This is a genomic window from Exiguobacterium sp. SL-9, assembly GCF_004336985.1.
Taxonomy (GTDB): domain Bacteria; phylum Bacillota; class Bacilli; order Exiguobacteriales; family Exiguobacteriaceae; genus Exiguobacterium.
On the sequence record NZ_SJUO01000003.1, the window covers coordinates 371053 to 392850 of the forward strand.

The 21798-nt window shown below is 50.4% G+C and carries 21 protein-coding genes and 1 riboswitch; of the genes, 9 read left to right on the forward strand and 12 right to left on the reverse strand.

The genetic code is table 11. The annotated features are described in order from the left end of the window. Positions 1-14 precede the first annotated feature (14 nt). Both EVJ34_RS10515 and EVJ34_RS10520 read right to left on the reverse strand, forming a co-directional pair. Positions 15-476, reverse strand: a complete 462-nt coding sequence (locus tag EVJ34_RS10515; RefSeq protein ID WP_201739940.1) for a GNAT family N-acetyltransferase — start codon at positions 474-476, stop codon at positions 15-17. A 121-nt stretch (positions 477-597) separates the two neighbouring features. Next, a complete protein-coding gene (locus tag EVJ34_RS10520; RefSeq protein WP_131485579.1) occupies positions 598-1359 on the reverse strand; it encodes an MBL fold metallo-hydrolase in 762 nt (253 codons plus the stop codon). Between the two features lie 118 nt (positions 1360-1477). Between EVJ34_RS10520 and EVJ34_RS10525 the strand changes: the two genes are divergently transcribed. Next, complete coding sequence (locus EVJ34_RS10525; RefSeq protein ID WP_131485580.1) at positions 1478-1885, forward strand: Lrp/AsnC family transcriptional regulator; 408 nt, start codon at positions 1478-1480, stop codon at positions 1883-1885. A 38-nt stretch (positions 1886-1923) separates the two neighbouring features. Here the strand turns inward: EVJ34_RS10525 and EVJ34_RS10530 are convergent, their stop codons facing one another. Continuing rightward, positions 1924-2643, reverse strand: a complete 720-nt coding sequence (locus tag EVJ34_RS10530) for a GntR family transcriptional regulator (RefSeq protein WP_131485581.1) — start codon at positions 2641-2643, stop codon at positions 1924-1926. A gap of 146 nt (positions 2644-2789) precedes the next feature. On the opposite strand from EVJ34_RS10530, the gene EVJ34_RS10535 reads away from it, so the two are divergent. Together EVJ34_RS10535 and EVJ34_RS10540 are read left to right on the forward strand one after the other, a co-directional pair. Then, positions 2790-4139, forward strand: coding sequence for a 6-phospho-alpha-glucosidase (locus EVJ34_RS10535; RefSeq protein WP_131485582.1), 1350 nt, complete (start codon positions 2790-2792; stop codon positions 4137-4139). 71 nt (positions 4140-4210) lie between these two features. Continuing rightward, positions 4211-5764 carry a PTS transporter subunit EIIC gene (locus EVJ34_RS10540; protein ID WP_131485583.1) on the forward strand — a complete coding sequence of 518 codons (1554 nt, stop codon included), beginning with the start codon at positions 4211-4213 and terminating at the stop codon, positions 5762-5764. 50 nt (positions 5765-5814) lie between these two features. Here EVJ34_RS10540 and EVJ34_RS10545 read toward each other — a convergent pair whose 3' ends face one another. Beyond that, positions 5815-6087 carry a hypothetical protein gene (locus tag EVJ34_RS10545; protein ID WP_131485584.1) on the reverse strand — a complete coding sequence of 91 codons (273 nt, stop codon included), beginning with the start codon at positions 6085-6087 and terminating at the stop codon, positions 5815-5817. 205 nt (positions 6088-6292) lie between these two features. Between EVJ34_RS10545 and EVJ34_RS10550 the strand changes: the two genes are divergently transcribed. Continuing rightward, positions 6293-6547, forward strand: a complete 255-nt coding sequence (locus EVJ34_RS10550) for a type II toxin-antitoxin system Phd/YefM family antitoxin (protein WP_131436253.1) — start codon at positions 6293-6295, stop codon at positions 6545-6547. Continuing rightward, a complete protein-coding gene (locus tag EVJ34_RS10555; protein WP_131436251.1) occupies positions 6540-6806 on the forward strand; it encodes a Txe/YoeB family addiction module toxin in 267 nt (88 codons plus the stop codon). Before EVJ34_RS10550 ends, EVJ34_RS10555 begins: the two co-directional genes overlap by 8 nt. Before the next feature lie 34 nt (positions 6807-6840). Here the strand turns inward: EVJ34_RS10555 and EVJ34_RS10560 are convergent, their stop codons facing one another. Next, on the reverse strand, positions 6841-7731 hold the full coding sequence (locus EVJ34_RS10560; protein WP_236636689.1) for a helix-turn-helix transcriptional regulator: 891 nt from the start codon (positions 7729-7731) through the stop codon (positions 6841-6843). Between the two features lie 75 nt (positions 7732-7806). Here EVJ34_RS10560 and EVJ34_RS10565 point away from each other — a divergent pair, with 75 nt between their 5' ends. Further along, positions 7807-8328, forward strand: coding sequence for a dihydrofolate reductase family protein (locus EVJ34_RS10565; RefSeq protein ID WP_131485586.1), 522 nt, complete (start codon positions 7807-7809; stop codon positions 8326-8328). Positions 8329-8386: 58 nt separating this feature from the next. Here the strand turns inward: EVJ34_RS10565 and EVJ34_RS10570 are convergent, their stop codons facing one another. The 6 genes from EVJ34_RS10570 to EVJ34_RS10595 form a co-directional block, all read right to left on the reverse strand. Continuing rightward, a complete protein-coding gene (locus EVJ34_RS10570) occupies positions 8387-8644 on the reverse strand; it encodes a hypothetical protein (RefSeq protein ID WP_131485587.1) in 258 nt (85 codons plus the stop codon). Between the two features lie 55 nt (positions 8645-8699). Beyond that, a complete protein-coding gene (locus EVJ34_RS10575; RefSeq protein ID WP_131485588.1) occupies positions 8700-8981 on the reverse strand; it encodes a hypothetical protein in 282 nt (93 codons plus the stop codon). A 223-nt stretch (positions 8982-9204) separates the two neighbouring features. Beyond that, positions 9205-10704 carry a gluconokinase gene (gene gntK, locus EVJ34_RS10580; protein WP_131485589.1) on the reverse strand — a complete coding sequence of 500 codons (1500 nt, stop codon included), beginning with the start codon at positions 10702-10704 and terminating at the stop codon, positions 9205-9207. A gap of 17 nt (positions 10705-10721) precedes the next feature. After that, entirely contained in the window at positions 10722-12065 is a 1344-nt protein-coding gene (locus EVJ34_RS10585) for a GntT/GntP/DsdX family permease (RefSeq protein WP_131485590.1), read from the reverse strand. An 82-nt stretch (positions 12066-12147) separates the two neighbouring features. After that, a complete protein-coding gene (gnd, locus tag EVJ34_RS10590; RefSeq protein ID WP_131485591.1) occupies positions 12148-13029 on the reverse strand; it encodes a phosphogluconate dehydrogenase (NAD(+)-dependent, decarboxylating) in 882 nt (293 codons plus the stop codon). Positions 13030-13166: 137 nt separating this feature from the next. Then, positions 13167-15599, reverse strand: a complete 2433-nt coding sequence (locus tag EVJ34_RS10595) for a bifunctional diguanylate cyclase/phosphodiesterase (RefSeq protein WP_255417524.1) — start codon at positions 15597-15599, stop codon at positions 13167-13169. A gap of 244 nt (positions 15600-15843) precedes the next feature. Between EVJ34_RS10595 and EVJ34_RS10600 the strand changes: the two genes are divergently transcribed. The 3 genes from EVJ34_RS10600 (at position 15844) to EVJ34_RS10610 (ending at position 20621) form a co-directional block, all read left to right on the forward strand. Continuing rightward, the gene (locus tag EVJ34_RS10600; protein WP_161568909.1) at positions 15844-19215 is read left to right on the forward strand and encodes an Ig-like domain-containing protein; all 3372 of its coding nucleotides are present in this window, start codon (positions 15844-15846) and stop codon (positions 19213-19215) included. Positions 19216-19304: 89 nt separating this feature from the next. Further along, entirely contained in the window at positions 19305-20153 is an 849-nt protein-coding gene (locus EVJ34_RS10605) for a MurR/RpiR family transcriptional regulator (RefSeq protein ID WP_131485593.1), read from the forward strand. 81 nt (positions 20154-20234) lie between these two features. Next, positions 20235-20621 carry a hypothetical protein gene (locus EVJ34_RS10610; RefSeq protein WP_131485594.1) on the forward strand — a complete coding sequence of 129 codons (387 nt, stop codon included), beginning with the start codon at positions 20235-20237 and terminating at the stop codon, positions 20619-20621. A 178-nt stretch (positions 20622-20799) separates the two neighbouring features. Here EVJ34_RS10610 and EVJ34_RS10615 read toward each other — a convergent pair whose 3' ends face one another. Further along, complete coding sequence (locus EVJ34_RS10615; protein ID WP_131485595.1) at positions 20800-21657, reverse strand: glycoside hydrolase family 191 protein; 858 nt, start codon at positions 21655-21657, stop codon at positions 20800-20802. A 32-nt stretch (positions 21658-21689) separates the two neighbouring features. Next, a riboswitch (cyclic di-GMP riboswitch) is annotated at positions 21690-21776 on the reverse strand. Between the last annotated feature and the right edge of the window lie 22 nt (positions 21777-21798).

Here is a 21798-nt window from a genome sequence, read left to right on the forward strand (position 1 = left end):
GATGTGATGTCGGTTCAGTTCGTTACAGGGAGTTCATAAATCTGTTCATCGTCTTCCGTCGTGACATAGGTGAAATTCAACTTTTTCAAGAGGGCGATGGACGCCTCGTTCGTCGCGAGCGCACCCGCTTTAATCGTCTCGGCCCCTTGGTCGGACAAGTGATCAATCAGTTCTGACACGACTTCGAAGGCATAGCCTTGGCGCGAGTGGAGGGGTGAAATCGTGTAACCGATCCAATACGTCGTCCCGTCTTGTTGCACATACAAATCGCCGATCAAGTCATTCGTCTCTTGATGGATGATGGCGAGTTGCATCCCGTCCACGATGGATGGGGGCTTCAGCAAGGAGCGTTGATAGTCTTCATAAGACAAACCTTTGAACGACTGGTACTGCATCCAGACCAAGTCGTTGCGATACGTCATAAACGATTCGATGTCTGATGGTTCGAACGGACGAACACGACAACGGGCTGTCATCAGTTTCACGAGAGTGTCTACCTCCTGTACGATTTTTCTGAACGGTTCACTTTCAGTTTACACGGGAAGTGAATCAGCATGACAAAAAACCTGAATCCGGTTGTCTACCGGACTCAGGTGCTTATCGTGAAATCATCTCGCCGTCTTCAGGAACGATGAGTCGCTCGGCGAAGCCATGTTCCGCCGCATAGGCACGTAAGTCGGCACGCGACAAGTTCCAATGGTTGACCGCTTCCATATGGACCGCGATGATCGTCGCCTCGGATGCAGCCTCGTGGACGTGGCGGACATCCTCTTCGTTCATGACGAGCGACCCGCCTTCGACGAATTGGTTGTCGCCGGCGTTGACGACGATGACTGCTGGTTGATGCGTTTGAATCGTCTTAGCGACTTCGTCATACCAGACCGTGTCCCCGGCGACATAGAGCGTCTGTTCCGAAGAGTGGGTGAAGACGACCCCGCACACGAGACCGGCCATTTCCAAGATTGGTCCACGTCCGTGCTCCCCGGATGTCTTCGTGAGGCTGATGCCGTCGAACGATGTCGTGTCGCTCAACACGCTCACGTTCGTGAAGCCGTCGCCTTCGATGACGTTCAAGTCGTCCTCGTTTTGGACGAACAACGGGATTGCTTTTGGCAGTGCTTGTTTCGCGACTTCATCGTAGTGGTCGAGATGCAGATGCGTCAAGATGACGGCGTCGACGCCTGCCAAGACGTCCTTGATTGGAATGGGCAAACTGACCAACGGGTTGTTCTCATCTTGCCGTGCTGAGTTCGGGAACGGCGGATAAGCACCCTTCTCCCCGAGGAACGGGTCGATGAGGAACGTCTTCCCGGCGTATTCGACACGCAGTGTGGCATTACGGATCAATTGTATGTGCATAGAAAAGTCTCTCCTTTTGGCTATAATGTATGTACAGTCTAACAATCAGCCGCGCTTCCATACATAACACGAATCAAGTGTTTTCACGGATTGGCTTGAATAATGAAAGGAGTCACCTATGCTCGATTCAACAGACCGCCTCATCCTCGAGGCGCTTCAGGCGAACAGTCGGATGACGATGAAAGAACTCGGGGCACACGTCCACTTAACGGGACAGGCGACGGCGACGCGCGTCAAAAAGCTCGAAGACCTCGGCATCATCGAAGGCTATACGGTTCGCGTAAACGAGGACAAGCTCGGGCTGCCGGTCCACGCGATGATCACCATCTTCACGTCGAGCACGTTCCACGATCCGTATCTCATGTTCCTCGAGGAGCACCTGCCGTACGTCCGCAATAACTACAAGGTGAGTGGGGACGGCTGTTACGTCTTGGAATGCCGCTTCCCGTCGAACCAAGAGCTGAACGCCTTTTTGGACGGGCTCAGCAAGTACGTCAATTATAAGTTGTCGCTCGTCATCAACTGAAAAAGGACTTGTGAATCGCTTGATTCACAGGTCCTTTTTTAATGCCTCCGCCCCGCGCGGATGATAAAGCGATATTCTTCACTCTTGAAATACGTCTCTGTGAACTCGAAGCGACTGCCATCCATGAGGAACGAATAGAGTTGCACTTTGAGTACAGGCGTTCGTTCACTCACGCCGAGCATCTCGGCGATATCTTTGGTCGGAAGCACCGGAATGAACTCTTGGACGCTGTCCGCAATTTTTAATTGTTTCACGTCTTCGATATAGGCGTACTTTGATTTCGTCATCACTTCGTACGTCAAGTCAGGGAACAATTTGAGCGGGAGGTACGTGTCTTCGACGATGAGTGGTTCACCGTCTGCGAACCGTTGGCGTCTCACGTAAAAGACGAGCTCGCCTTCTTCAAGTTCAAGCGCCTCTCGCACTTTCTCGCTCGGGGGCTGCAGCGTGAACGTGAGCACTTTATTCGTCACGTCTTTCCCTTCTCGTTTCATGTCTTCGGTGAAGCTTTTCAGTTCGTACATATTGTGTTCAATTTTTTCAGACTGGACGTACGTGCCGCTGCCTTGTCGTTTCCATAACAGTCCTTCCTCTTGGAGCAATTTGACCGCCTGGCGGACAGTGACTCGGCTGACGCCGAACTCTTCGACGAGTTGAGCCTCGGTCGGGATCGCCTCACCGGGCGCCCACGTGCCGGATTCGATGAACGTGCGCATTTGGTGGGCGACTTGTTGGTAGAGTGGTGATTTTGCTTTCATGACTGATCCTCCGATTTCGACCTGATTTCATACTTCTAGTATACACAAAGTAAAACGTTTTCAAAAATAGTGTTGACGTTCAAAATAATATGTATTAAATTTGTATTGTAATCAATGAGATATGTATTTGAAAGGGGAACGCACAAATGAAACAAGGACAACGCCTTGTCGTCGTCGGTGGCGGCAGCACGTACACAATCGGTATGATTATGAGCTTGATCGAAGAGAAGGCTCACTTCCCACTACGTTCAATCACGTTTTACGATACGGATGGTGAACGCCAGGAGCGTGTCGCCAAAGCGACTGAAATCATCTTGCGTGAGCATTACCCGGAGCTCGAGCTGTTCGAGTACACCACGGACAAAGAGTACGCCTTCCGCGACAAAGATTTCTTCTTTGTCCAAATTCGGACAGGTGGTCTGGAGATGCGCGAGAAAGATGAACAGATTCCGCTCCGTCACGGCGTGGTTGGACAAGAGACGTGTGGACCGGGCGGGATGTCGTACGGGATGCGTTCGATTGGGGACATGATCGATCTCGTCGCAGACATCCGCCAAGGCTCACCGGAAGGCTGGATCTTGAACTATACGAATCCGGCCGCAATCGTCGCCGAGGCGTTGAAGCGTGCCTACCCGAATGACAAAAAGATTTTGAATATTTGTGACATGCCAGCGGCGATCATGGTCAGTTACGCGAAAATTCTTGGCAAAGAGATTTGGGACCTCGTGCCGGAATACTTCGGACTCAACCACTTCGGCTGGTTTACAGGCATCTATGACAAAGAAGGCAACGAGTTGACGGAAGACATCAAGCGCGCCATCTTGGAGGATGGGTTCATCCCAGAAGATTCGGAGATCGCCAACGACCCATCTTGGATCAAGACGTTCAAGCAAGTCGAGAAAATGCTCACCGACTTCCCGGAATACTTGCCGAACACGTATCTTCAGTACTATTTGTACCCGTCCGACATGGCAGAGAAGGAAGACGTGTCGAATACGCGGGCCCGTCAAGTCATCAATGGTCGTCAGCAGCGCGTCTTCTCGATGTGTGATCAAATCATAGCTGACGACTCGCTCGAGAACGTTCATCTTGAAGTCGATATCCACGGCTGCTACATGATCCGTGTTGCGGCGTCACTCGCCTACAATAATGGCGATATCTTCATCGTCATGGTGAAAAACGACGGCATCATCGCCAACTTGCCGGATGATGCGATGGTAGAAGTACCGGCGATGCTCACGAATCGTGGACCAAAGCCGTTCGCGGTCGGACACATTCCGCGCTTCTATAAAGGGATGATTGAAGGACAGCTCGCTTACGAACAACTCGTCGTCGACGCCTATTTCGAGAATAGCTACGAGAAGGCACTTCAGGCACTCACGCTCAATCGGACTGTCGTCGATGCGCCGGTCGCCCGTCAAATCCTTGACGATTTGATCAACGAGAACGAGAACTATTGGCCGACCCTCAAACAACGGGAAACGGTCGCACGCTAAAGACGAAGGGGATTCATTCCCCTTTGTTCGTTTTGTGAATTGATAACGCTTACACATGAGGAGTGAATCAAATGAGTCAATGGTTCGGAGTATTTCAAAAGTTCGGGAAAGCGCTCATGGTGCCGGTGGCGCTCTTGCCGGCGGCGGGGATTTTGCTTGGTCTCGGCGCGGCGCTAACAGGTCCGCTCGCGGAAAGTTGGACATTTTTACAGAACGGGACGGTCGAAGCGATCAGTGCCGGGATGCTTCAAATCGGATTGAGCATTTTCGCCAACTTGCCGATCATCTTTGCAATCGGCGTCGCGGTCGGACTATCCGGTGGGTCAGGGATTGCGGCACTCGCAGCGCTCGTCGGATATGTCATCATGAACACGACAATTTCGATTGCGCTCGGAATCACTGCGGAGATGGCGGCTGAGAGCGGGGAATACGGCATGCTGCTCGGTATCCCGTCACTCGAGACGGGCGTGCTCGGCGGGATCGCGGTGGGACTACTCGCCGTCTGGGTGTATAAGAAGTTCCATACGTTCAACCCGCCAGAGATGCTCGGCTTTTTCGCCGGAGATCGTTCGGTCGGGATTGTCATGGTATTTTTCTCGATTTTACTCGGTTTCTTTATGATGCTCATCTGGCCTCCGATTCAGACCGGTCTCACGGCGATGGCGAACGTCATCGCGAGTGACGCGACGAATCCGGCCTACGTCGGACTATATGGGATGCTCGAGAGGCTGTTGATTCCGACCGGGTTGCATCACATCTGGTACGCACCGTTCTTATGGACGTCACTCGGCGGTACGGCGACGGTCGGCGGTTCGATTGTGAGCGGGGACCAATACATTTTCCTCGCCCAAATCGCAGAAGGTGTCGACGTGACGGCCGGACGCTTCATGGCCGGCAAGTTCCCGATCGTCATGTTCGGTCTCCTTGGAGCGGCGTTCGCCATGTATCGTCAGGCCGATCCGGACAAGCGTCCCGTCGTGCGTGGTCTCTTACTCGCAGCGGCAGGGACGGCGTTCTTGACTGGAATCACCGAACCGATCGAGTTCACGTTCTTATTCATTGCACCACTTCTTTACGTCGTTCACAGTATGTTGACAGGGGTGTCGTTTGCGCTCATGTACGCTCTTGACGCCCAGATCGGCTGGGCCGGTGGCTCGGGATTGATTGACTATGTTTTGGTGAATGTGTTGCCAGGGACGCCGCGCTGGTGGATGAACCTCGTCGTCGGTGCCGGATTCTTCCTCGTCTATTACGGCATCTTCACGTTCGCGATTAAAAAGTGGAACTTGGCGACGCCGGGTCGAGGGGGACAAGAGACGAAACTGTTTACCCGCAAAGACTACAATGAAAAGAAATCAGAAAAGACATCAATCCAAACGACGGCACTTGCCATTCAAGAGGCGCTCGGTGGCCGTGACAACATCATCGACATCGATGCCTGTTTCACACGTCTCCGTGTCGAATTGAAAGACGTGTCACAAATCGATGAGGACGAGTTGAAGGCACTCGGGGCAGCCGGGGTCGTGAAAGTGAAAAACAACATTCAGGCCATCTTTGGGGGACGCTCGGATTTGTACAAGAATGAGTTGATTAAAATGCATAAAGAGATGGACCAAGCGAATTAAAAAAGAGAGCTCAACCGTTATGGTTGGGCTCTTTGTACGAGTTGAGAAAGTTAGTCCATAGTGGACGGAGTACGATAAAACTGGACACCTTTGAACAGTGTCGACAGGACAAGTCCAATCGCGAGCGGCAACGTGATGACGCCGATGCCTTGCTCGGTGACGATCATATTGCCTTCTTCATAGTAGCCTTTTAGATAGAACAGACCTGAACCGACCGTCTCGTTCAACTCTAGCGTCGAAACGTTGAGATACACCATGATGGCGAATAGCGAGATGACACTGATTGAGACGAATAGCGTGGAGAATGATAGTTTATAATTCATAACAAGACTCCTTTCGTATGATAGCTCACATCGATTTTACCATTAAATTACATTCGTAATATGAGTCAAAGGGATTATCTTTTTATTCATTTTAAGAGTACATATTAGAAAACAGCTTATTTATTTGTTCATATTTGAGTAGTATTGGTAAGTTGTTTTATTGTACAAAAAAAAGTACAATTAGAACATGAAAGGAGGGGTTATAATGTCTACAATTACCTATAGTGATGCACGAAAAAACTTCAAAAAAGTATTAGATCAAGTTCACGAAAATAGTGAAGCGATTGTCATCTCACGAAAGAATAGTGAGAATGCCGTCATTATGTCAGAACAAGAATACGAAAGTTTAATGGAAACCATTTATTTGTTAAGAAGCCCGAAAAATGCGGAGCGGCTATTAGAATCCATTAAACAGATTGAAAATAATGATGCAACGGAAAGAGAATTAATGAATGAGTAAATCTTTATTATTCACTGATAATGGGTGGGAAGATTATTTGTATTGGCAAAAAGAAGATAAAAAGAAATTGAAGCGAATCAATTTGTTAATCGAGGATGTTAGAAGAAACGGAAATTTGAATGGAGTTGGTAAACCAGAAGCATTAAAAGGGAACCTACAAGGTTTCTATAGTCGTAGAATTGATTCAGAGCACAGACTCGTTTATCGAGTTACAAATCAATATGTAGAAATTTTACAATGTCGATACCACTACTCATAAATGGACTCACACCTTTGTTGGTATGAGTCCATTTTCATTTATAAAAATCCCACAACTTGTGTGCCTGCGTTCGCATCATCTCCCGCAATTCAAGTGGCTCAACAACCTCGACTTCCGCCCCAGCTGCGAGCAATTGCCGAGACAAGAACGGAAGCTCGGCCTCCGGCACAATCCACTCATTCTTTTCAGCGATATCGGGTAATACGTCTTCAAGTAGACGTCGACCGAGCGTGGTGATCTCGAGACGAACAGTCACACCGATTCGTTCGTCACTTGCCTCGAGAAGCGTCTCCAAATCGTCCGCTTCGAACGTCTCATCGAGCATGCGCATCGCTTCAATCCGATCGATGCGATATTGGCGCAGCCCGTAATCCGAGAGGCCATACACATACCATTTTAAATTGAGGAGTGCCATCCCGACCGGCGCAACGGTGAACGTGCGGCTGCCTTTCGTCGTCGCATATGTCATCTCGATGTTCTGTCGTTGCTCGACTGCTTGAAAGATTTCTTTCGTGAACGGGGCAGGCGGGACGGTCTTATTCCCGAGCCAAAGGATGTTCTTTTCAAGCCGAGCGATTTTTGTCTCAAGGTCGTGCGGCAATTCGTTCACGTACCAGTCGGACAGCGTATCGCGCATATCGCCGAACGGTACGTCCGGTATCTGTTCCATCCATTTGAGGGTAAGATAGAGCGCGACCGCTTCTTGTTCGCGGAGCTGGAGCGGCGGTAACAAGCGGTTCGGCAACATCTCATAGCCACCGCCCGTGCCGGGTACACTCCAAATCGGATAGCCGAGTTCTTCAAGTGTCAGCATGTCGCGTTGAATCGTCCGGACCGAGGCACCCGTCTCATGGGCGAGTTCGTCCGCGGTGAACCGTCGACCCCGATTCAATAGTCGAATCAACTGCAAATGTCGTTTTTTCATTTCATCCATTCCCGTCAAGTTTTGTCGTTTTTATCGATTAAGCTGAATGTATCACGAATCAAGGAGGAGTTCATTATGGCAAACGTCGTCTTATATATCGCGACGAGTTTGGATGGAAAGATTGCCCGTACGAACGACCAACTCGATTGGTTGTTCGCGATTGAAGGGGAAGGGGACAACGGTTACGCTGACTTCTTTAAGACGGTCGGTGCGGTCATCATGGGACGGAAGACGTACGAGGAAGTGCTCGTGCTTGAGCCGGACGGTTACCCGTACGACAAGATTCCGAACTATATTTTGACGCGGAGCCCGGACCGGGAGGCCGAGCACGTCACGTTCACCGATGAACCGATTGAACAGCTCATCGAACGGTTGAAGCAAGACGTCGACGGAGACATTTGGATCGTCGGAGGTGGTGAGGTCATCAAGGCGGCGATGGCGCATAACTTGATTGACCGCTATGAGATCGCCATCGCCCCGGTCGTATTAGGGGAAGGCATCCCGCTGTTCCCGGAAGGAACGAAAGAGACGAAGTTGAAATTGACGAGTCAACGGGCGTCCGGGCAATTCGTCATGGTGACGTACGAAAGGATATAAAAAATGATCCATTACCGTAACGTTCGATTAACTCCACGTTCTGGTGATAGACCAAAAGTTATAAAAATTCAAATACAAAAAGAGATACAAAGTAGAGGATGGGAAGAAAGGTGATGACTAAGCCGATGACTCTAGTTGATTTTTTCAACTGGATGACTAAACCTATAAACCATACCCCGAATAACAGTAACCAATAGTAGCTGGACGCAGGTTGAGGCCCTTCTGCCATGCCACTTATTCCAAGAGCCAAAATAGTGAGAGCGGTAACAACCAATCCCGTTATAATGTTCATTATAATTAAAAACACTTTATTCAATTTCTTTCCCCCTTCAATTTGATCTATGTCTTGTAAGATACTTTGGTTGCATCCCTCAAACGACTTCCTTTTCTTTTTTGAAAATGCCAACTAACAACAGCGTGAGTCCGATTAAGAAAATAATGGGGAAGATAAGCCACATGATTAATCCGGCCCAACCATTTTCGACACTGATGGCATAGGAGAGTCCGACTGAAAATGCTAAGGCGGGTGAAATGGGAAGCATCATAGCGATGCCCCATATTTTAAGTTTTGTTTTTATCGATTCGCCCGTACTAAACCAATAAGCCACAAACGCACCTATACCTGCAATGATATATCCGATTGCAATGGCCATCTGATTACGCCCTCCTCTCTTTAATAACAATGAAAATAAGCGCTTCTCAGGTAAACGTTGACGTTGACAACTTCAAACCACTATATATTTTCCATATATGTAATAAAATATCCTTTAACAATCTAGTTATTCATTTGCATGATTGTACGCTGACGATGAATAGACTCTAGCACCTCCAACTGAATCCATCAAAAAACCGAGCCCTTAAAGGACTCGGCTTTTTTCATACATGCTTCCGCTGGAACGCGGAAATCGCTTCATACTCTTCCGCGAGATGACGGGAGAGCCGGATATAGATCGGGAGCAACTCCCGGTAAATCGTCGTCGCCTCGTGATTCGGAGCATGCTCGTGCGTCACTTGCGGCACGGCCGTGAAGTCGTCGATGTCGCCGAACGCATACTCGCCGAGCATGACCGCCCCTAAACACGAGCTCTCATGGCTCTCCGGCACGACGACCGGCGTATCGAAAATATCGGCCATCATTTGGCGCCACAGGCTCGACTGGGCGAAACCGCCTGTCGCGTGAATCCGGTTCGGCGCGCCCGTCAACTCGTCGAGCGCCAGCATGACCGTATACAAGTTGAAGATGACGCCTTCTAACACCGATCGGATGAAGTGCTCGCGCTTATGATGAATGCTCAAGCCGAAGAACGAACCACGTGCGTTTGAGTCCCAGAGCGGGGCCCGTTCCCCCATCAAGTACGGATGGAACAACAGACCGTCCGATCCCGGCTTGACCGTCTCGGCGATACGCGTTAATACGTCATAGGCGTCCATTCCGAGCCGTTTCGCCGTCTCGACCTCGCTCGCTGCGAACTCGTCGCGGAGCCAGCGCAAGATGATGCCGCCGTTATTGACCGGTCCGCCGATGACCCAATGCTTGTCGGTCAAGGCGTAACAGAAGATACGGCCTTTCGGGTCTTCGACCGGCTCCCGGACGACCGTGCGGATGGCACCGCTCGTCCCGATCGTGACGGCGACGACACCTTGCTCGAACGCCCCGACCCCGAGGTTCGATAACACCCCGTCGCTCGCCCCGATGACGAGCGGGAAGTCCCAGCCGAGCGTCTCGGTGACGTCCGGTTTGAGCGAGAGAATCTCCGTCGTCGGTACGAGCTCGGACAATTGCTCCGGCGTGACCCCGGCAACTTCAAGCGCCTCCGCATCCCAGTCGCAGTTCTTCAAATTGAACAGCCCTGTCGCCGAGGCGATCGAGTGGTCGATGACGAAACGTCCGGTCAGGCGATAGAAGACGTACTCCTTGATTGAAACGAATTTCACGGCCCGAGTAAACACGTCCGGATGCTCGGCTTTTAGCCAACGCAGCTTCGACAGCGGCGCCATCGGATGGACCGGTGTGCCGGTGCGCATATGGAGCGCGCTCGCATCGAACTCGCGTTTGATCTCTTGCGTATACGGATTCGCCCGGCTATCGGCCCACGTGATGCTGTGGGTGAGCGGACGACCTGACGCATCGAGCGCGATCAAGCTATGCATCGCCGAACTGAATGAAGCGAACCGAATCGGCCCGTCGACTTTCGCGCGGACGGCCGAGATCGCCTCGAGCACGGCCCCGTAGATGACGACCGGGTCTTGCTCGGCCGTCTCCGTGTCCGGGGTGAGGAGCGGATACAACACGTTATGTACCGCGAGTTGTTGCTGGTTATGGAACAGGACGGCTTTCGTGCTCGTCGTCCCGATATCGACGCCAATCGTGTACACACACATCACTTCCTTACTTAAATAATGAATAGGCTGATCAAGAAGACGACCGCGAAGCCGGTCAATCCGATAATCGTTTCCATGACGGTCCACGACTTGAGCGTGTCTTTCACATCCAACCCGAAGTAGCGGTTGACGAGCCAGAACCCTGAGTCGTTGACGTGAGACAAGACGGTCGCCCCTGAGGCGATCGCGATAACGATGAGGCCGAGCGCGGCACCGGTGATATTCTGGATTTCGAGAAGCGGCGTGATGAGTCCTGCCGCCGTGACCATCGAGACGGTCGCCGAGCCTTGGGCGACGCGGACGACGGTCGCGATCAAGAAGGCGAGTACGATGGCTGGAAGCGGTGACCCGGCCATCATTTCCCCGAGCACGTCACCGACACCCGAGTCGATCAACACTTGTTTGAACACGCCACCGGCACCGGTGACGAGAATGATAATCCCGGCCGGTTCGAGCGCTTTCGTCGCAATTTCTTGCACTTCGTCCCGCGTATACCCACGGCGTGTGCCGAGGAAGATGAACGTGAGGAGGGTGGCGAGTGTCAAGGCGACGAACGGGTGACCCATGAACGTGAAGAACGTGCGGACGCTGTTGCCTTCTTCTAATAAGACGGCAGACAACGTGTTGGCGAGAATCAACACAAGCGGGATCGAGATGAGCGAGACAATCATCTTGAAGCTCGGCAACTCTTTCGACGTGTCGATCTCTTCGAACTCCATATAGTCCGGGATGTTGACTTGAATCTTGTTCGCGATATACTTCCCGAAAACCGGTCCGGCCAAAATCGCGGCCGGAATCCCGGCGATGACACCGAACAAGATGACCCAGCCGAGCTCGGCACCGATCAAGTTGGCGACGGCAATCGGCCCTGGTGTCGGCGGGATGAAACTGTGCGTGACGGCGAGACCCGCGAGGAGCGGGATCCCGTAGTAGAGGAGCGAGCGTCCCGTCTTTTTGGCGAGGCCGTAGACGATCGGGACGAGGATGATGAAACCGACGTCGAAGAAGACCGGCACGGCGACGATGAAGCCGGTGATGGCGAGCGCCCATTGCGCCTTGTCTTCCCCGAACTTATTGACGAGCGTCTGGGCGAGGCGTTCCGCGCCACCCGACACTTCTAACATCTTCCCGAACATGGCCCCGAGACCGACGACGACGGCGACGAAGCCGAGCGTTCCGCCCATCCCGTTCTGGATCGAGGCGATGACGTCCCCGAGTGGCATCCCGGCCGCGATCCCGACGAGCAGACTGACAAGGAGCAGCGAGACGAACGCGTGAAGCTTCGTCCGCATGACCAAGAATAAGAGCAAGAAAATCCCTGCGACCGCAATTAAAATGAGTGTCGAACCCGACATATGTATTTCCCCCTTTACCTTATGTGTAACCGTTTACAAATATTACCAAAGGAAAAGGCCACCCCTGACCTTTTCCTTGCCGTTATTTTTTCACGACCGCGTGGCCCCCGAACTCGTTGCGGAGCGCCGCGACGACTTTCCCCGAGAACGTGTCGTCCTCGAGCGAGCGATAGCGCATGATGAGTGACATGGCGATGACCGGGGCCGCCGCCTGTAGCTCGAGTGCCGTCTCGACCGTCCACTTTCCTTCCCCTGAGGAATGCATGACACCGCGGATGTCATCGAGTTTCGCGTCTTTCGAGAACGCGTTCTCCGTCAACTCCATGAGCCATGAGCGGACGACCGATCCATGGTTCCAGACGCGGGCGACCTGTTCGTAATCGTAATCGAACGGGCTCTTCTCCAAGATGTCGAACCCTTCGGCGATCGCCTGCATCATGCCGTACTCGATGCCGTTATGAATCATCTTCAAGAAGTGGCCGCTGCCGGCCGGTCCCGTATACAAGTAGCCGTTCTCGACCGAGAGATCTTTGAAGATTGGTTCAATCGTCGGCCACGCGTCAGCGTCACCGCCGACCATCGTGCAGGCCCCGTTACGGGCACCGTCCGTACCGCCGCTCGTCCCGCAGTCGAAGAAAGCGATCTGCTTCTCGGCGAACTGTTCGGCGCGAGCGACCGACAGTTTGTAGTTCGAGTTCCCGCCGTCGATGACGATGTCACCCGGTTCGAGTTTCTCGAGGAGTTCCGCGAGGACGGCCTCGGTAATGTCCCCGGCTGGTACCATCGCCCAGACGACGCGTGGCGTCTCGAGCTTAGCAACGACGTCTTCAAGTGTCGGCACAATCTCGAACGCGTCCGTTTTGACATCCCCGACGTCCGTCCCGATGACCTTGTGACCATGATCGCTCAAGTTGAGCGCCAAATTGTATCCCATCTTGCCTAATCCAATCAAACCGATTTGCATATCGTCACCTCAAAATCGAATTTTTTTCCATCTCTCCATCATAATATCAAATTAAATTCGATTTTCAAGTATAATCGCGGAATTTTATTCTTTTTTTCATAAAAAAAGACTCCCGAAACCTGGGAGTCGAACGATATTTAGGGATGAGACACTGATTTGACTTGATGGAAGAACGATTCGATTTCGTCTGCCGGCAGCGGTCGGTTGTAATAATAGCCTTGCGCCTGGTTACAGGATTCGGCTTTCAAAAAGGCGACTTGATGTTCGGTCTCGACGCCTTCGGCAATCACATTCAAATCCAGTTCATGGGCCATCCGAATGATCGTCTTGACGAGGGCGGCATCTTTCGTGTCGGTCTCGATGTTCTTCGTGAAGTGCTGGTCGATTTTCAGCGTGTCAATCGGGAACAGCTTCAAATAGCTGAGCGACGAGTACCCGGTCCCGAAGTCGTCAATCGACAGGTGGACGCCGAGGGCGACGAGTTCGTGCATCGTCTCGATGGCCCGGTCCGCACTTTGGATGACGCTCTCGGTCAATTCGAGCTCTAAATACTTCGCATCAAGTCGAGACGCGTCGAGGGCGCGGCTGACGACCTCGGGCAAGTCTTTTTGCGCGAACTGGACGGCTGAAATGTTGACGGCGACACGAAACGGGGAGATGTCGGCGTCTTGCCAAGCTTTATTTTGACGACACGCCTCGTTCAAGACGAACTCACCGAGACGATGGATCGTGCCGGTCTCTTCTGCGATCGGGATGAACTCACCCGGAGAGATGATGCCGAGTTCCGGATGATTCCAACGGACGAGCGCCTCGACTCCGATGATTTCTCCCGACTCCAAATGGATCTGTGGTTGGTAATGGACCGAAAACTCGCCACGGCCGATTCCTTTACGGAGCGCGATCGACAAGTTCGAGCGTCGTGACACCGATTCGTTTAATTCGTCTGTGAAGAACTGGTAACCATTTTTCCCATCTGCCTTGGCCCGATACATGGCGATGTCGGCATTTTTGATTAACTCTTCTGCCGTCTTCCCGTCTGACGGGTGCAAGCTGATGCCGATGGACGCGCCCGTGAACAACTCTTCGTGTTCAAGCTCGAACGGCGGGTGTAAGACGTTGACGAGTTCCTGTGCACGATGGGCGGCCAGGTTACTCGTCGTCTCGGGGGACAGGATGATGAACTCGTCACCGCCGAGGCGGGCGAGCGTGTCGTGTTTTCCGAGAATCGATTCGATACGAGTGGTCACTTGTTTTAAAAACTGGTCTCCGACGGAGTGGCCGAACCGGTCATTGATCACTTTGAAGTTGTCCAAATCGATATAAAACAACGCGAACGTGTTTCGGTGTGTCTGACCGAGAAGGGCGTCGAGACGGTCACTGAACAAGCGACGGTTCGGGAGCCCGGTGAGCGGGTCCAAATAGACGAGGTCGTTGATTTGGGCCTCGACTCGTTTGCGTTCACTAATATCCCGGATGATGCTGCTGAAGAACAACCCTTTCTCCGTCTCCCATGTGCCGAGTGACATCTCGAGCGGGAACTCGGTCCCGTCCTTCCGTAACCCGACGAGTTCGACGGTGCGACCGATGACGTTCGCCTCGCGTGTCTCGTGATACCGTTTCATTCCGCGTTCATGTGCTTCTTGAAACCGTTCCGGCATGATGAGGGTGATCGAATGTCCGAGCACATCTGCAGCGAGGTGACCGAACAGTCGCTCCGCACCTTTGTTCCATTGAACGATGCGACGCTCGGCGTCCGCGACGATGATGGCATCGTTCGCCGACTCGATGACGGACTGAAATTTCGTTTCGGATTCTTTTGACTGGGCCTCGAGCAATTTCTCGTTTCGAATCGAGATGATGATGAGCCAAAACAGCGTCATGACGCTGCCGGCGATCCAATAGGCGAGGAGCGTATTGTCCATCGATTGTCCGGTGAACTCAGAATCGGTCGCGACTGGGGTGAACACGGCGGCCGACATGCCGATATAGTGCATCCCCGCCACAGCAAGACCAATCAACAGCGAGCTGACCAGTTTTCGCCAGTGGAAGCGCGAGACGTCTGGAAGTGAGAACAGCAAATATAATCCGACGAGCGAGGCGACGAAGGCGACGAGTGCCGATAACACCCACAAGAACGGGTCATACGAGAGCACCGCGTTCATCTGCATCGCTTCCATGCCGACGTAGTGCATCGAGACGATCCCGATGCTGATGAAGAGGGCACTGATGACGAGATTGCGCGGACGGGACGATGGACGGCTGACCATGTAGAATGCAAATCCGGATGCGATGACGGCCGGAACGATTGATGCGATGACGATGCCAATATGATAAGTGACGGGCGTCTCCATATGAAACGCCAGCATCCCGATGAAATGCATCGCCCAAATGCCGAGCCCGAGACTGAGTGCGCCGGCTAGAACACAACGGATCCGTGAGACACGCGCGGCATATCTCAGACGACTGCTGATCGTAAGGGAGACATAGGCGGAGAAGACCGCGACGGCGATGGAGAGGAGGACGAGCGGGAGACTGTACGTACTGTGAAGATGGTGTTCGATGGGGACCAACCCTTTCTCTATAAAGTCGGGATAAATAGACGAAATCTGACAGTTTCTCAAAAATGAGCTTTCCTAGCGTAGCATATTTATCTTGACGTGAAGGGAATGTTTTCCACGGCGGGTCAATAATTTGGCACATTGAATTTTGCTAGACAGAGACAATAGATATTTTGGATTTTTTTGTATAAAAGGTGAAATGGGACTTTCGGTTTTACAATGGAACTATATAACTAGAAGAGAGTGGGCGCAAACTATGAAGAAGGTAAATTATTTACTCCTTATTTTTGTTCTCTTGTGTTCAATGTGGGGGCAACGTGTTGAGGCACAATCAGACATCCAACTCATTTATTCGGTTGAGGATTTTAATAAAATCTCGAATCAACTGAACGGGCATTATCGACTAATGAAGGACTTAGATTTTAAGGGTGCAGAACAGTTGCCGATTGGAACGAGAGACAAACCATTTATCGGTATTTTTGATGGGAATGGCTTCTCAGTTTCAAATTATCAATTGGAACATAATGAGTCCATGACACATATCGGATTATTTGCTTACGCGAAAAATGCGACATTCCGAAATCTAAAAGTGATGGATACGCAATTGACAATCGGAACTGATATGAATCTCGAATTGTATGGTGGTGCACTTTTAGGAAAAGGAGAGTCAGTGACGATTGAGAATATCCAAATCGATTCTTCTGTTTCTGTTTCAATCCAACCGTTATTTAAATCGACAGTCGGTGGTATTGCCGGAGAAATTAGAGGGACATCCCTTCGTCCTTCTTCCGTTTTGAATGTTTCCAATGGAGGGACAATTACTGGAAAATACGAGATAGGTGGGGTAGTAGGAAGTGCTTCGTATACAACGATTGAGTCTGCAACAAACAGTGGACAAATAATTGGAGGTGGTAGTGCAGGGGGGATCGCGGGTTATCTGTTCCAAGGAAAGCTGTATAACTCGGAAAATGAAGGAGCGATTAAATCAGTGCAACGAGGTGGTGGCGTGATTGGGTACGCATCGACCGTTACCATTGAAAATGCTTCTAATGGTGGGAAGATTTCATCGAGCGGAAGTTGGGGTGACTTCGGAGGGATAGTCGGTTATATGACAAAGTCAACGTTAGCTGACGCGGAGAATTTCGGAAGTTTTGAGGCTAAGGGAAGTTCTACGTATGTAGGAGGACTTGTTGGAGAAGCAAGCCAAGACAGTATCATTCGTCGTGGAATGAACAGAAGTCCGATTGAAGTACAAGGTTATGTTGGAGGGATTGTCGGGAGTGCCTCACAACTATTTTTAGAGCAAACGTATAATGAAGGCGATTTATCAGGAGCGACAGGTGGAGGGATTGGGGCCTCCATCACCAATGTGACGATTCGAGATAGTTTCAACATGGGTAAAGTACAAGCCAGAGTCACAGCAGGCGGAATCGTCGGATATGCGTATCAAGATTCAAAAATTGAAAAGTCTTATAACAGTGGCTATGTGAAAGCGTATATATCAGGAGCTTTAGCAGGGAAATATGGAGGAACCATGAACGGCGCGTATGGTCTGACAACGTCCAAATTGATTGGTGAAGGAGAGCAAGTTGGACAAGTTATTTCACCAACGGAGGCAGTAACTCCCGAAACGATGCCTCTATTGTCCCCGACTATTTGGGAATTTCCATCAAAGAGTTACCCCACGCTAAAAGGGATGGACAAGCCTACTGGTAATCATCAGCATGCCATCGCAGTGAAACAAGTTGATCTGTCTAAGACTACCTATCGCCAATATGAAGAACTCGATCTCATCAACGGAAAAGCACTTTTGGTAAACAATACCGGCAAACTAACGTCTATTCCGTTAGAAGAGAGTATGGTGTGGCAGAATAAAGTCCTCGAAAATGCAGGAAATCAATCCGTATCGTTTCGAATTTTAGAATTACCTGGTACCACACAAGTACAAGTGACGCCTCGTTATCGAGCGATGTTCATGAACCATCAAAACGTTCAAATCGATGTCCAATACGTCGAACCTGGCCAAACAGCTAAACCGACTATTGTTCCAGAACGAGAAGGATACACGTTACAAAACTGGACACCTGAGTTTGAACCGATGAATAAAGATCAAATCTATAAACCGATTTACACTAAAAACCGATATGACGTTCAGCTGATGGACGGTGAGCAATGGTTAGATACTGTATCGTTCTCACATGGGGAACGTCTGTCATCAAGGATACAAGAGCCTTCAAAAGAAAACCATTTCTTTAGCGGTTGGTATAAAGATTCAACGTTTTCCGAGAAAATTGACTTAAGTCAAAACGTCATGAGACCAATGGAGTTGTATGCGCGATTTATACCTATGCCAGAAGTGACAAACCTCAATGTGGTCTCTAAAGGTGGAGATGCTACAGTATCGTGGGACGGGACAGCTGGAACGACATTCTATCACGTTGAGGTCTCGAACGATCCTGACTTTGGAAGCTTCTCACGTTATACAACAACGGAGCGAAGCTATTCGATTTATCTGACACCAACCGATACGCATTACATTCGAGTGAAGCCGATACGGGTACTTGATTATCAAGAGTGGGAAGGGGTTTCAAATACGGTCACACAGTCACCACTTCTTAGAAAGTTAGACGGAATCCAAACTTCAGACATCACGTCAACATCTGTCAAGCTCTCGTGGAATCGACAAAACTTTGATCAGTTTTATGTGTATCGCGCAGAGGACGATGGTGTGTTCAATCAAGTTGCGACTGTAAAAACGCCATTTTGGACCGACGCAAAATTGAATTATCGTAAAGACTATAAATACAAAATTGTCGGGTACTTGAAAATTGACGAGACGAGTGGTTTGTTGAGCGAAGAGAGCGAAATGATTTCAATTCGCTTGAAGATGCCGTATAACAGCTCGTGGGAAGTGAATTCAATCAGTACGAGCAGCACAGTTGTTAGTGGTCGGGCCTTTGCGCCGAATGGTTATGTAGAGGTGTATAAAGGGTCTCAACGGATTGGGAAAATGACAAAAGTCGTAAACAATTCGTTTAAAGTCACGATTCCAAAACAACCGGGAGGGACACTGCTAACCGTCAAATTGTATCCTCATTCTATATACGACGTTAGTATAAAAAAGGTTTATGTTAAAAAAACGTTACCTGCTTTCTCTGTGTCTGCACCAGCTGCCATGGACAAGGTTTTGACTGGTAAAGGGAAGCCTGGGGCAACGGTGCGCGTCTACGTCGGATCGAACCCAATCAGTAAGGCGATCAAAATCGGAAGCAATGGGACATTCAAACTGCCGATTTCTTCGCAAACTGGCGGGAGAGAGATTCAAGTAAAAATGTCACAATCCGGATACCTTGATCGCACAATCAAAACGAAAGTGCTACGTGTTTTTAAAACGTTCAAAATCGGGACGGTGAAATCGACTCATGCTTATGTGACGGGTACTGGTAACCGTGGGGCTACGGTTCAAGCCTATGTAGGTAAGAAACGCATAGGTAAGCCAAGTACCGTCAATACAAAAGGTGCCTATCGCTTAACCATTCCAAAACAAAAACCAGGAACGGTCATTAAAGTGAACATGACTCAGTCAGGTTATAAGACGCAAGATAAAACGATTAAAGTGATCAAGTGATGAAACAGAGGAGCGTTCATAAAACGTTCCTCTTTTCATTGCGGAATTTTTTTCGAAACGGTATCGTAAAAAGAAAAAGGGTGAGACACATGGAATCGATGAACGGCCTGGCCCGCATCCGTGGCGCCTACACGACACTGAGCAAGAAAGAGCAACGCATCGCTGACTATATCTTGAAACAGCCCGAACGCATCATCCACCATACGATCAACCAAGTCGCCGACGACCTCGACGTCGCCGAGTCGACCGTGTTCCGCTTCTGTCAGCGCGTCGGCTTCAAAGGTTATCAGGCGCTGAAAATCGCGCTCGCCACCGATGTCGTCGCGCCGCTCCAAGACATTCATGAGGACATCTCGAACGAGGACACACCGCATGAAATCGCCGAGAAAATTTTTACTTCGAACGTGAAGACACTCGAGGCGACCCGGCAAATCTTGGACGCGGCCTCGCTCGACAAATCGGTCGCGCTGCTGTTGTCGGCTCGCCGCATCGAGTTTTTCGGGAGCGGGGGTTCGGCCGTCATCGCGCTCGACGCGTACCATAAGTTCGTCCGGAGCGGCCTGTTCGTCACCGCGAACTTGGAGTCGCACATGCAGCTCATGTCGGCGTCCCAACTGACGAACGACGACGTCGCCGTCCTCATCTCGCACTCGGGTGCCTCGAAAGATACGCTCGACGTGGCGAAAGTGTTGAACGAGCGCGGCGTCCCGACGATTGCGATCACGAATTATGCGAAGTCACCGCTGTCGAAGCTGTGTGACGTCGCCCTCTATACGGTGTCGCAAGAGACCGAGTTCCGGTCTGAGGCGCTCGCCTCGCGAATCGCCGAGCTCAGTCTGATTGACGCCTTGTTCACCGTCGTCATGATGCGGCGTGGGGAAGACGGGAGAGAGTCGCTCCAAAAGATGCGGGAAGCCATCTCGCTACGCCGAATCTGACGAAATAGGATTACATTTTGCAAAAAGGTGGAAATTATAAGTCTGAGCGTAACGCGAGGTTTAGAGAGAGAAGGTGGACCGATGAACCATATTGATTTTAAGTCCTCTGACCACTACAACGAGTTCAAGCGATTGGCACAACGGCTCACGGATCCCGGTCAGACGGACCGAGAATATTTTGCCGCGCTGTATGTGATATCAGGGAATCAACAAATTCGTGAGCGAATGCTTCCTTATATGGACCTGGAGGCTGGTACAATCCGTACCTCGACCATCATTGATGACAATACGTTCGACAATCGAGAATTTGTTCTCGCCAAGCTCATCATTCACTTGTACAACCATAAAGAATGGGTCTTGCCGACCGAGCTGATTTCTCTTCCTGAAGATGACTATAAGCTTGCGATGCAGGCGATGACCCTATGCCGAAACGAGCAGTTTGACGGGGTGACAATCCCGAATGACTGACCGTAGCCTGTCCTGATCGTGGGCAGGTTTTTTTATGCGCAGCATATAGCGTGTGAACAAACTGAACAGTAAAAAAACCCACGAAGATGCCGATGAAGAAGGTATCTCGTGGGTTTGTCATGTAGAGAGTTCACGTTGTATAATTTTCCATATTTGTAATACAATCAGATAAATACTGTTAAAATTGATTGTAATTTGATGTCGGATTCGTATGGAAATGAATGAATCCGTTCTTTTTCGCATAGGAGGCACTCGTGGATCGTTGTGTAGACGAAACAGTTAATGTTTTAATCCCAAATGTCTTGTCGAGCTTGCGAAGTTCTTTCATCCGGTCTTTTGACCATTGGTCCTTCGATACGACACGGTAGTTAAACCCCTCCCACATGATGCCATCGACATACGGCGATGTGTGCGTTTGTAGTGTGGCGAAGCCCCAGTTTTGAATCAATGAAAGGGAAGGATGATGCGCTTTGATTGATTTCATGAACGTCCGCATGCCGTTACGTTGTGCTTTTAACGTGGCAGGGTGCGCCGAATGCTCATTGTCAATATTTCCGACGGTGTCCAAAAAAGCACCATCCAAACCTTTCGCCACAATTTGCTTGTTCACTTCACGTCGTAACAGTGAACGATAGTGGGTCGAGGTCATGTCGACCAAATAAGAATCCCATGTCGCGTAGTGGACACGTTTTCCGTTGCGATAAAAGAAGTCAGACTGCTTCATCTGCTTGATGAAATTGACGTTCCAGTTGTCCGCTTCCATCGTGTTGATGTATCCATACACCTTTGTCCCATACTTCTGTAACTCTTTGATTTGAGTCGCCGTATAATAAACAGGCTCGATAATGACCATGTCATATTGTTGCATCTTCTTAATCTTCGCCTTGGTCGGCATGTCGTAATAAATTTTATACGACTTGACGTTCGCCAGTGGATTGCTCGATTGGGCGGACGCTTGTTGAGGCGACCATAAAGTTAGCCCGAGGACGAGCGCACAGCAGAGTGACACCCATTTTCTTGTTGACATCATACGCATAAAAACCCTCCTGATTGTAATCAGAGAGCGGTAAGTGCAGACTGGCGATCGGTATCTAAAAAGATCGACGACCCATGTCTTTGCGCCCTTACTTTTCAGTAAGTTTGCCCGTCTCGATATGTTGTATTGTCGAACAATCAA

Coding starts and splice junctions, on each gene's coding strand:
- EVJ34_RS10515 (WP_201739940.1), bottom strand. CDS start 476: ATGACAGCCCGTTGTCGTGTTCGTCCGTTCGAACCATCAGACATCGAA.
- EVJ34_RS10520 (WP_131485579.1), bottom strand. CDS start 1,359: ATGCACATACAATTGATCCGTAATGCCACACTGCGTGTCGAATACGCC.
- EVJ34_RS10525 (WP_131485580.1), top strand. CDS start 1,478: ATGCTCGATTCAACAGACCGCCTCATCCTCGAGGCGCTTCAGGCGAAC.
- EVJ34_RS10530 (WP_131485581.1), bottom strand. CDS start 2,643: ATGAAAGCAAAATCACCACTCTACCAACAAGTCGCCCACCAAATGCGC.
- EVJ34_RS10535 (WP_131485582.1), top strand. CDS start 2,790: ATGAAACAAGGACAACGCCTTGTCGTCGTCGGTGGCGGCAGCACGTAC.
- EVJ34_RS10540 (WP_131485583.1), top strand. CDS start 4,211: ATGAGTCAATGGTTCGGAGTATTTCAAAAGTTCGGGAAAGCGCTCATG.
- EVJ34_RS10545 (WP_131485584.1), bottom strand. CDS start 6,087: ATGAATTATAAACTATCATTCTCCACGCTATTCGTCTCAATCAGTGTC.
- EVJ34_RS10550 (WP_131436253.1), top strand. CDS start 6,293: ATGTCTACAATTACCTATAGTGATGCACGAAAAAACTTCAAAAAAGTA.
- EVJ34_RS10555 (WP_131436251.1), top strand. CDS start 6,540: ATGAGTAAATCTTTATTATTCACTGATAATGGGTGGGAAGATTATTTG.
- EVJ34_RS10560 (WP_236636689.1), bottom strand. CDS start 7,731: ATGAAAAAACGACATTTGCAGTTGATTCGACTATTGAATCGGGGTCGA.
- EVJ34_RS10565 (WP_131485586.1), top strand. CDS start 7,807: ATGGCAAACGTCGTCTTATATATCGCGACGAGTTTGGATGGAAAGATT.
- EVJ34_RS10575 (WP_131485588.1), bottom strand. CDS start 8,981: ATGGCCATTGCAATCGGATATATCATTGCAGGTATAGGTGCGTTTGTG.
- EVJ34_RS10585 (WP_131485590.1), bottom strand. CDS start 12,065: ATGTCGGGTTCGACACTCATTTTAATTGCGGTCGCAGGGATTTTCTTG.
- gnd (WP_131485591.1), bottom strand. CDS start 13,029: ATGCAAATCGGTTTGATTGGATTAGGCAAGATGGGATACAATTTGGCG.
- EVJ34_RS10600 (WP_161568909.1), top strand. CDS start 15,844: ATGAAGAAGGTAAATTATTTACTCCTTATTTTTGTTCTCTTGTGTTCA.
- EVJ34_RS10605 (WP_131485593.1), top strand. CDS start 19,305: ATGGAATCGATGAACGGCCTGGCCCGCATCCGTGGCGCCTACACGACA.
- EVJ34_RS10610 (WP_131485594.1), top strand. CDS start 20,235: ATGAACCATATTGATTTTAAGTCCTCTGACCACTACAACGAGTTCAAG.
- EVJ34_RS10615 (WP_131485595.1), bottom strand. CDS start 21,657: ATGCGTATGATGTCAACAAGAAAATGGGTGTCACTCTGCTGTGCGCTC.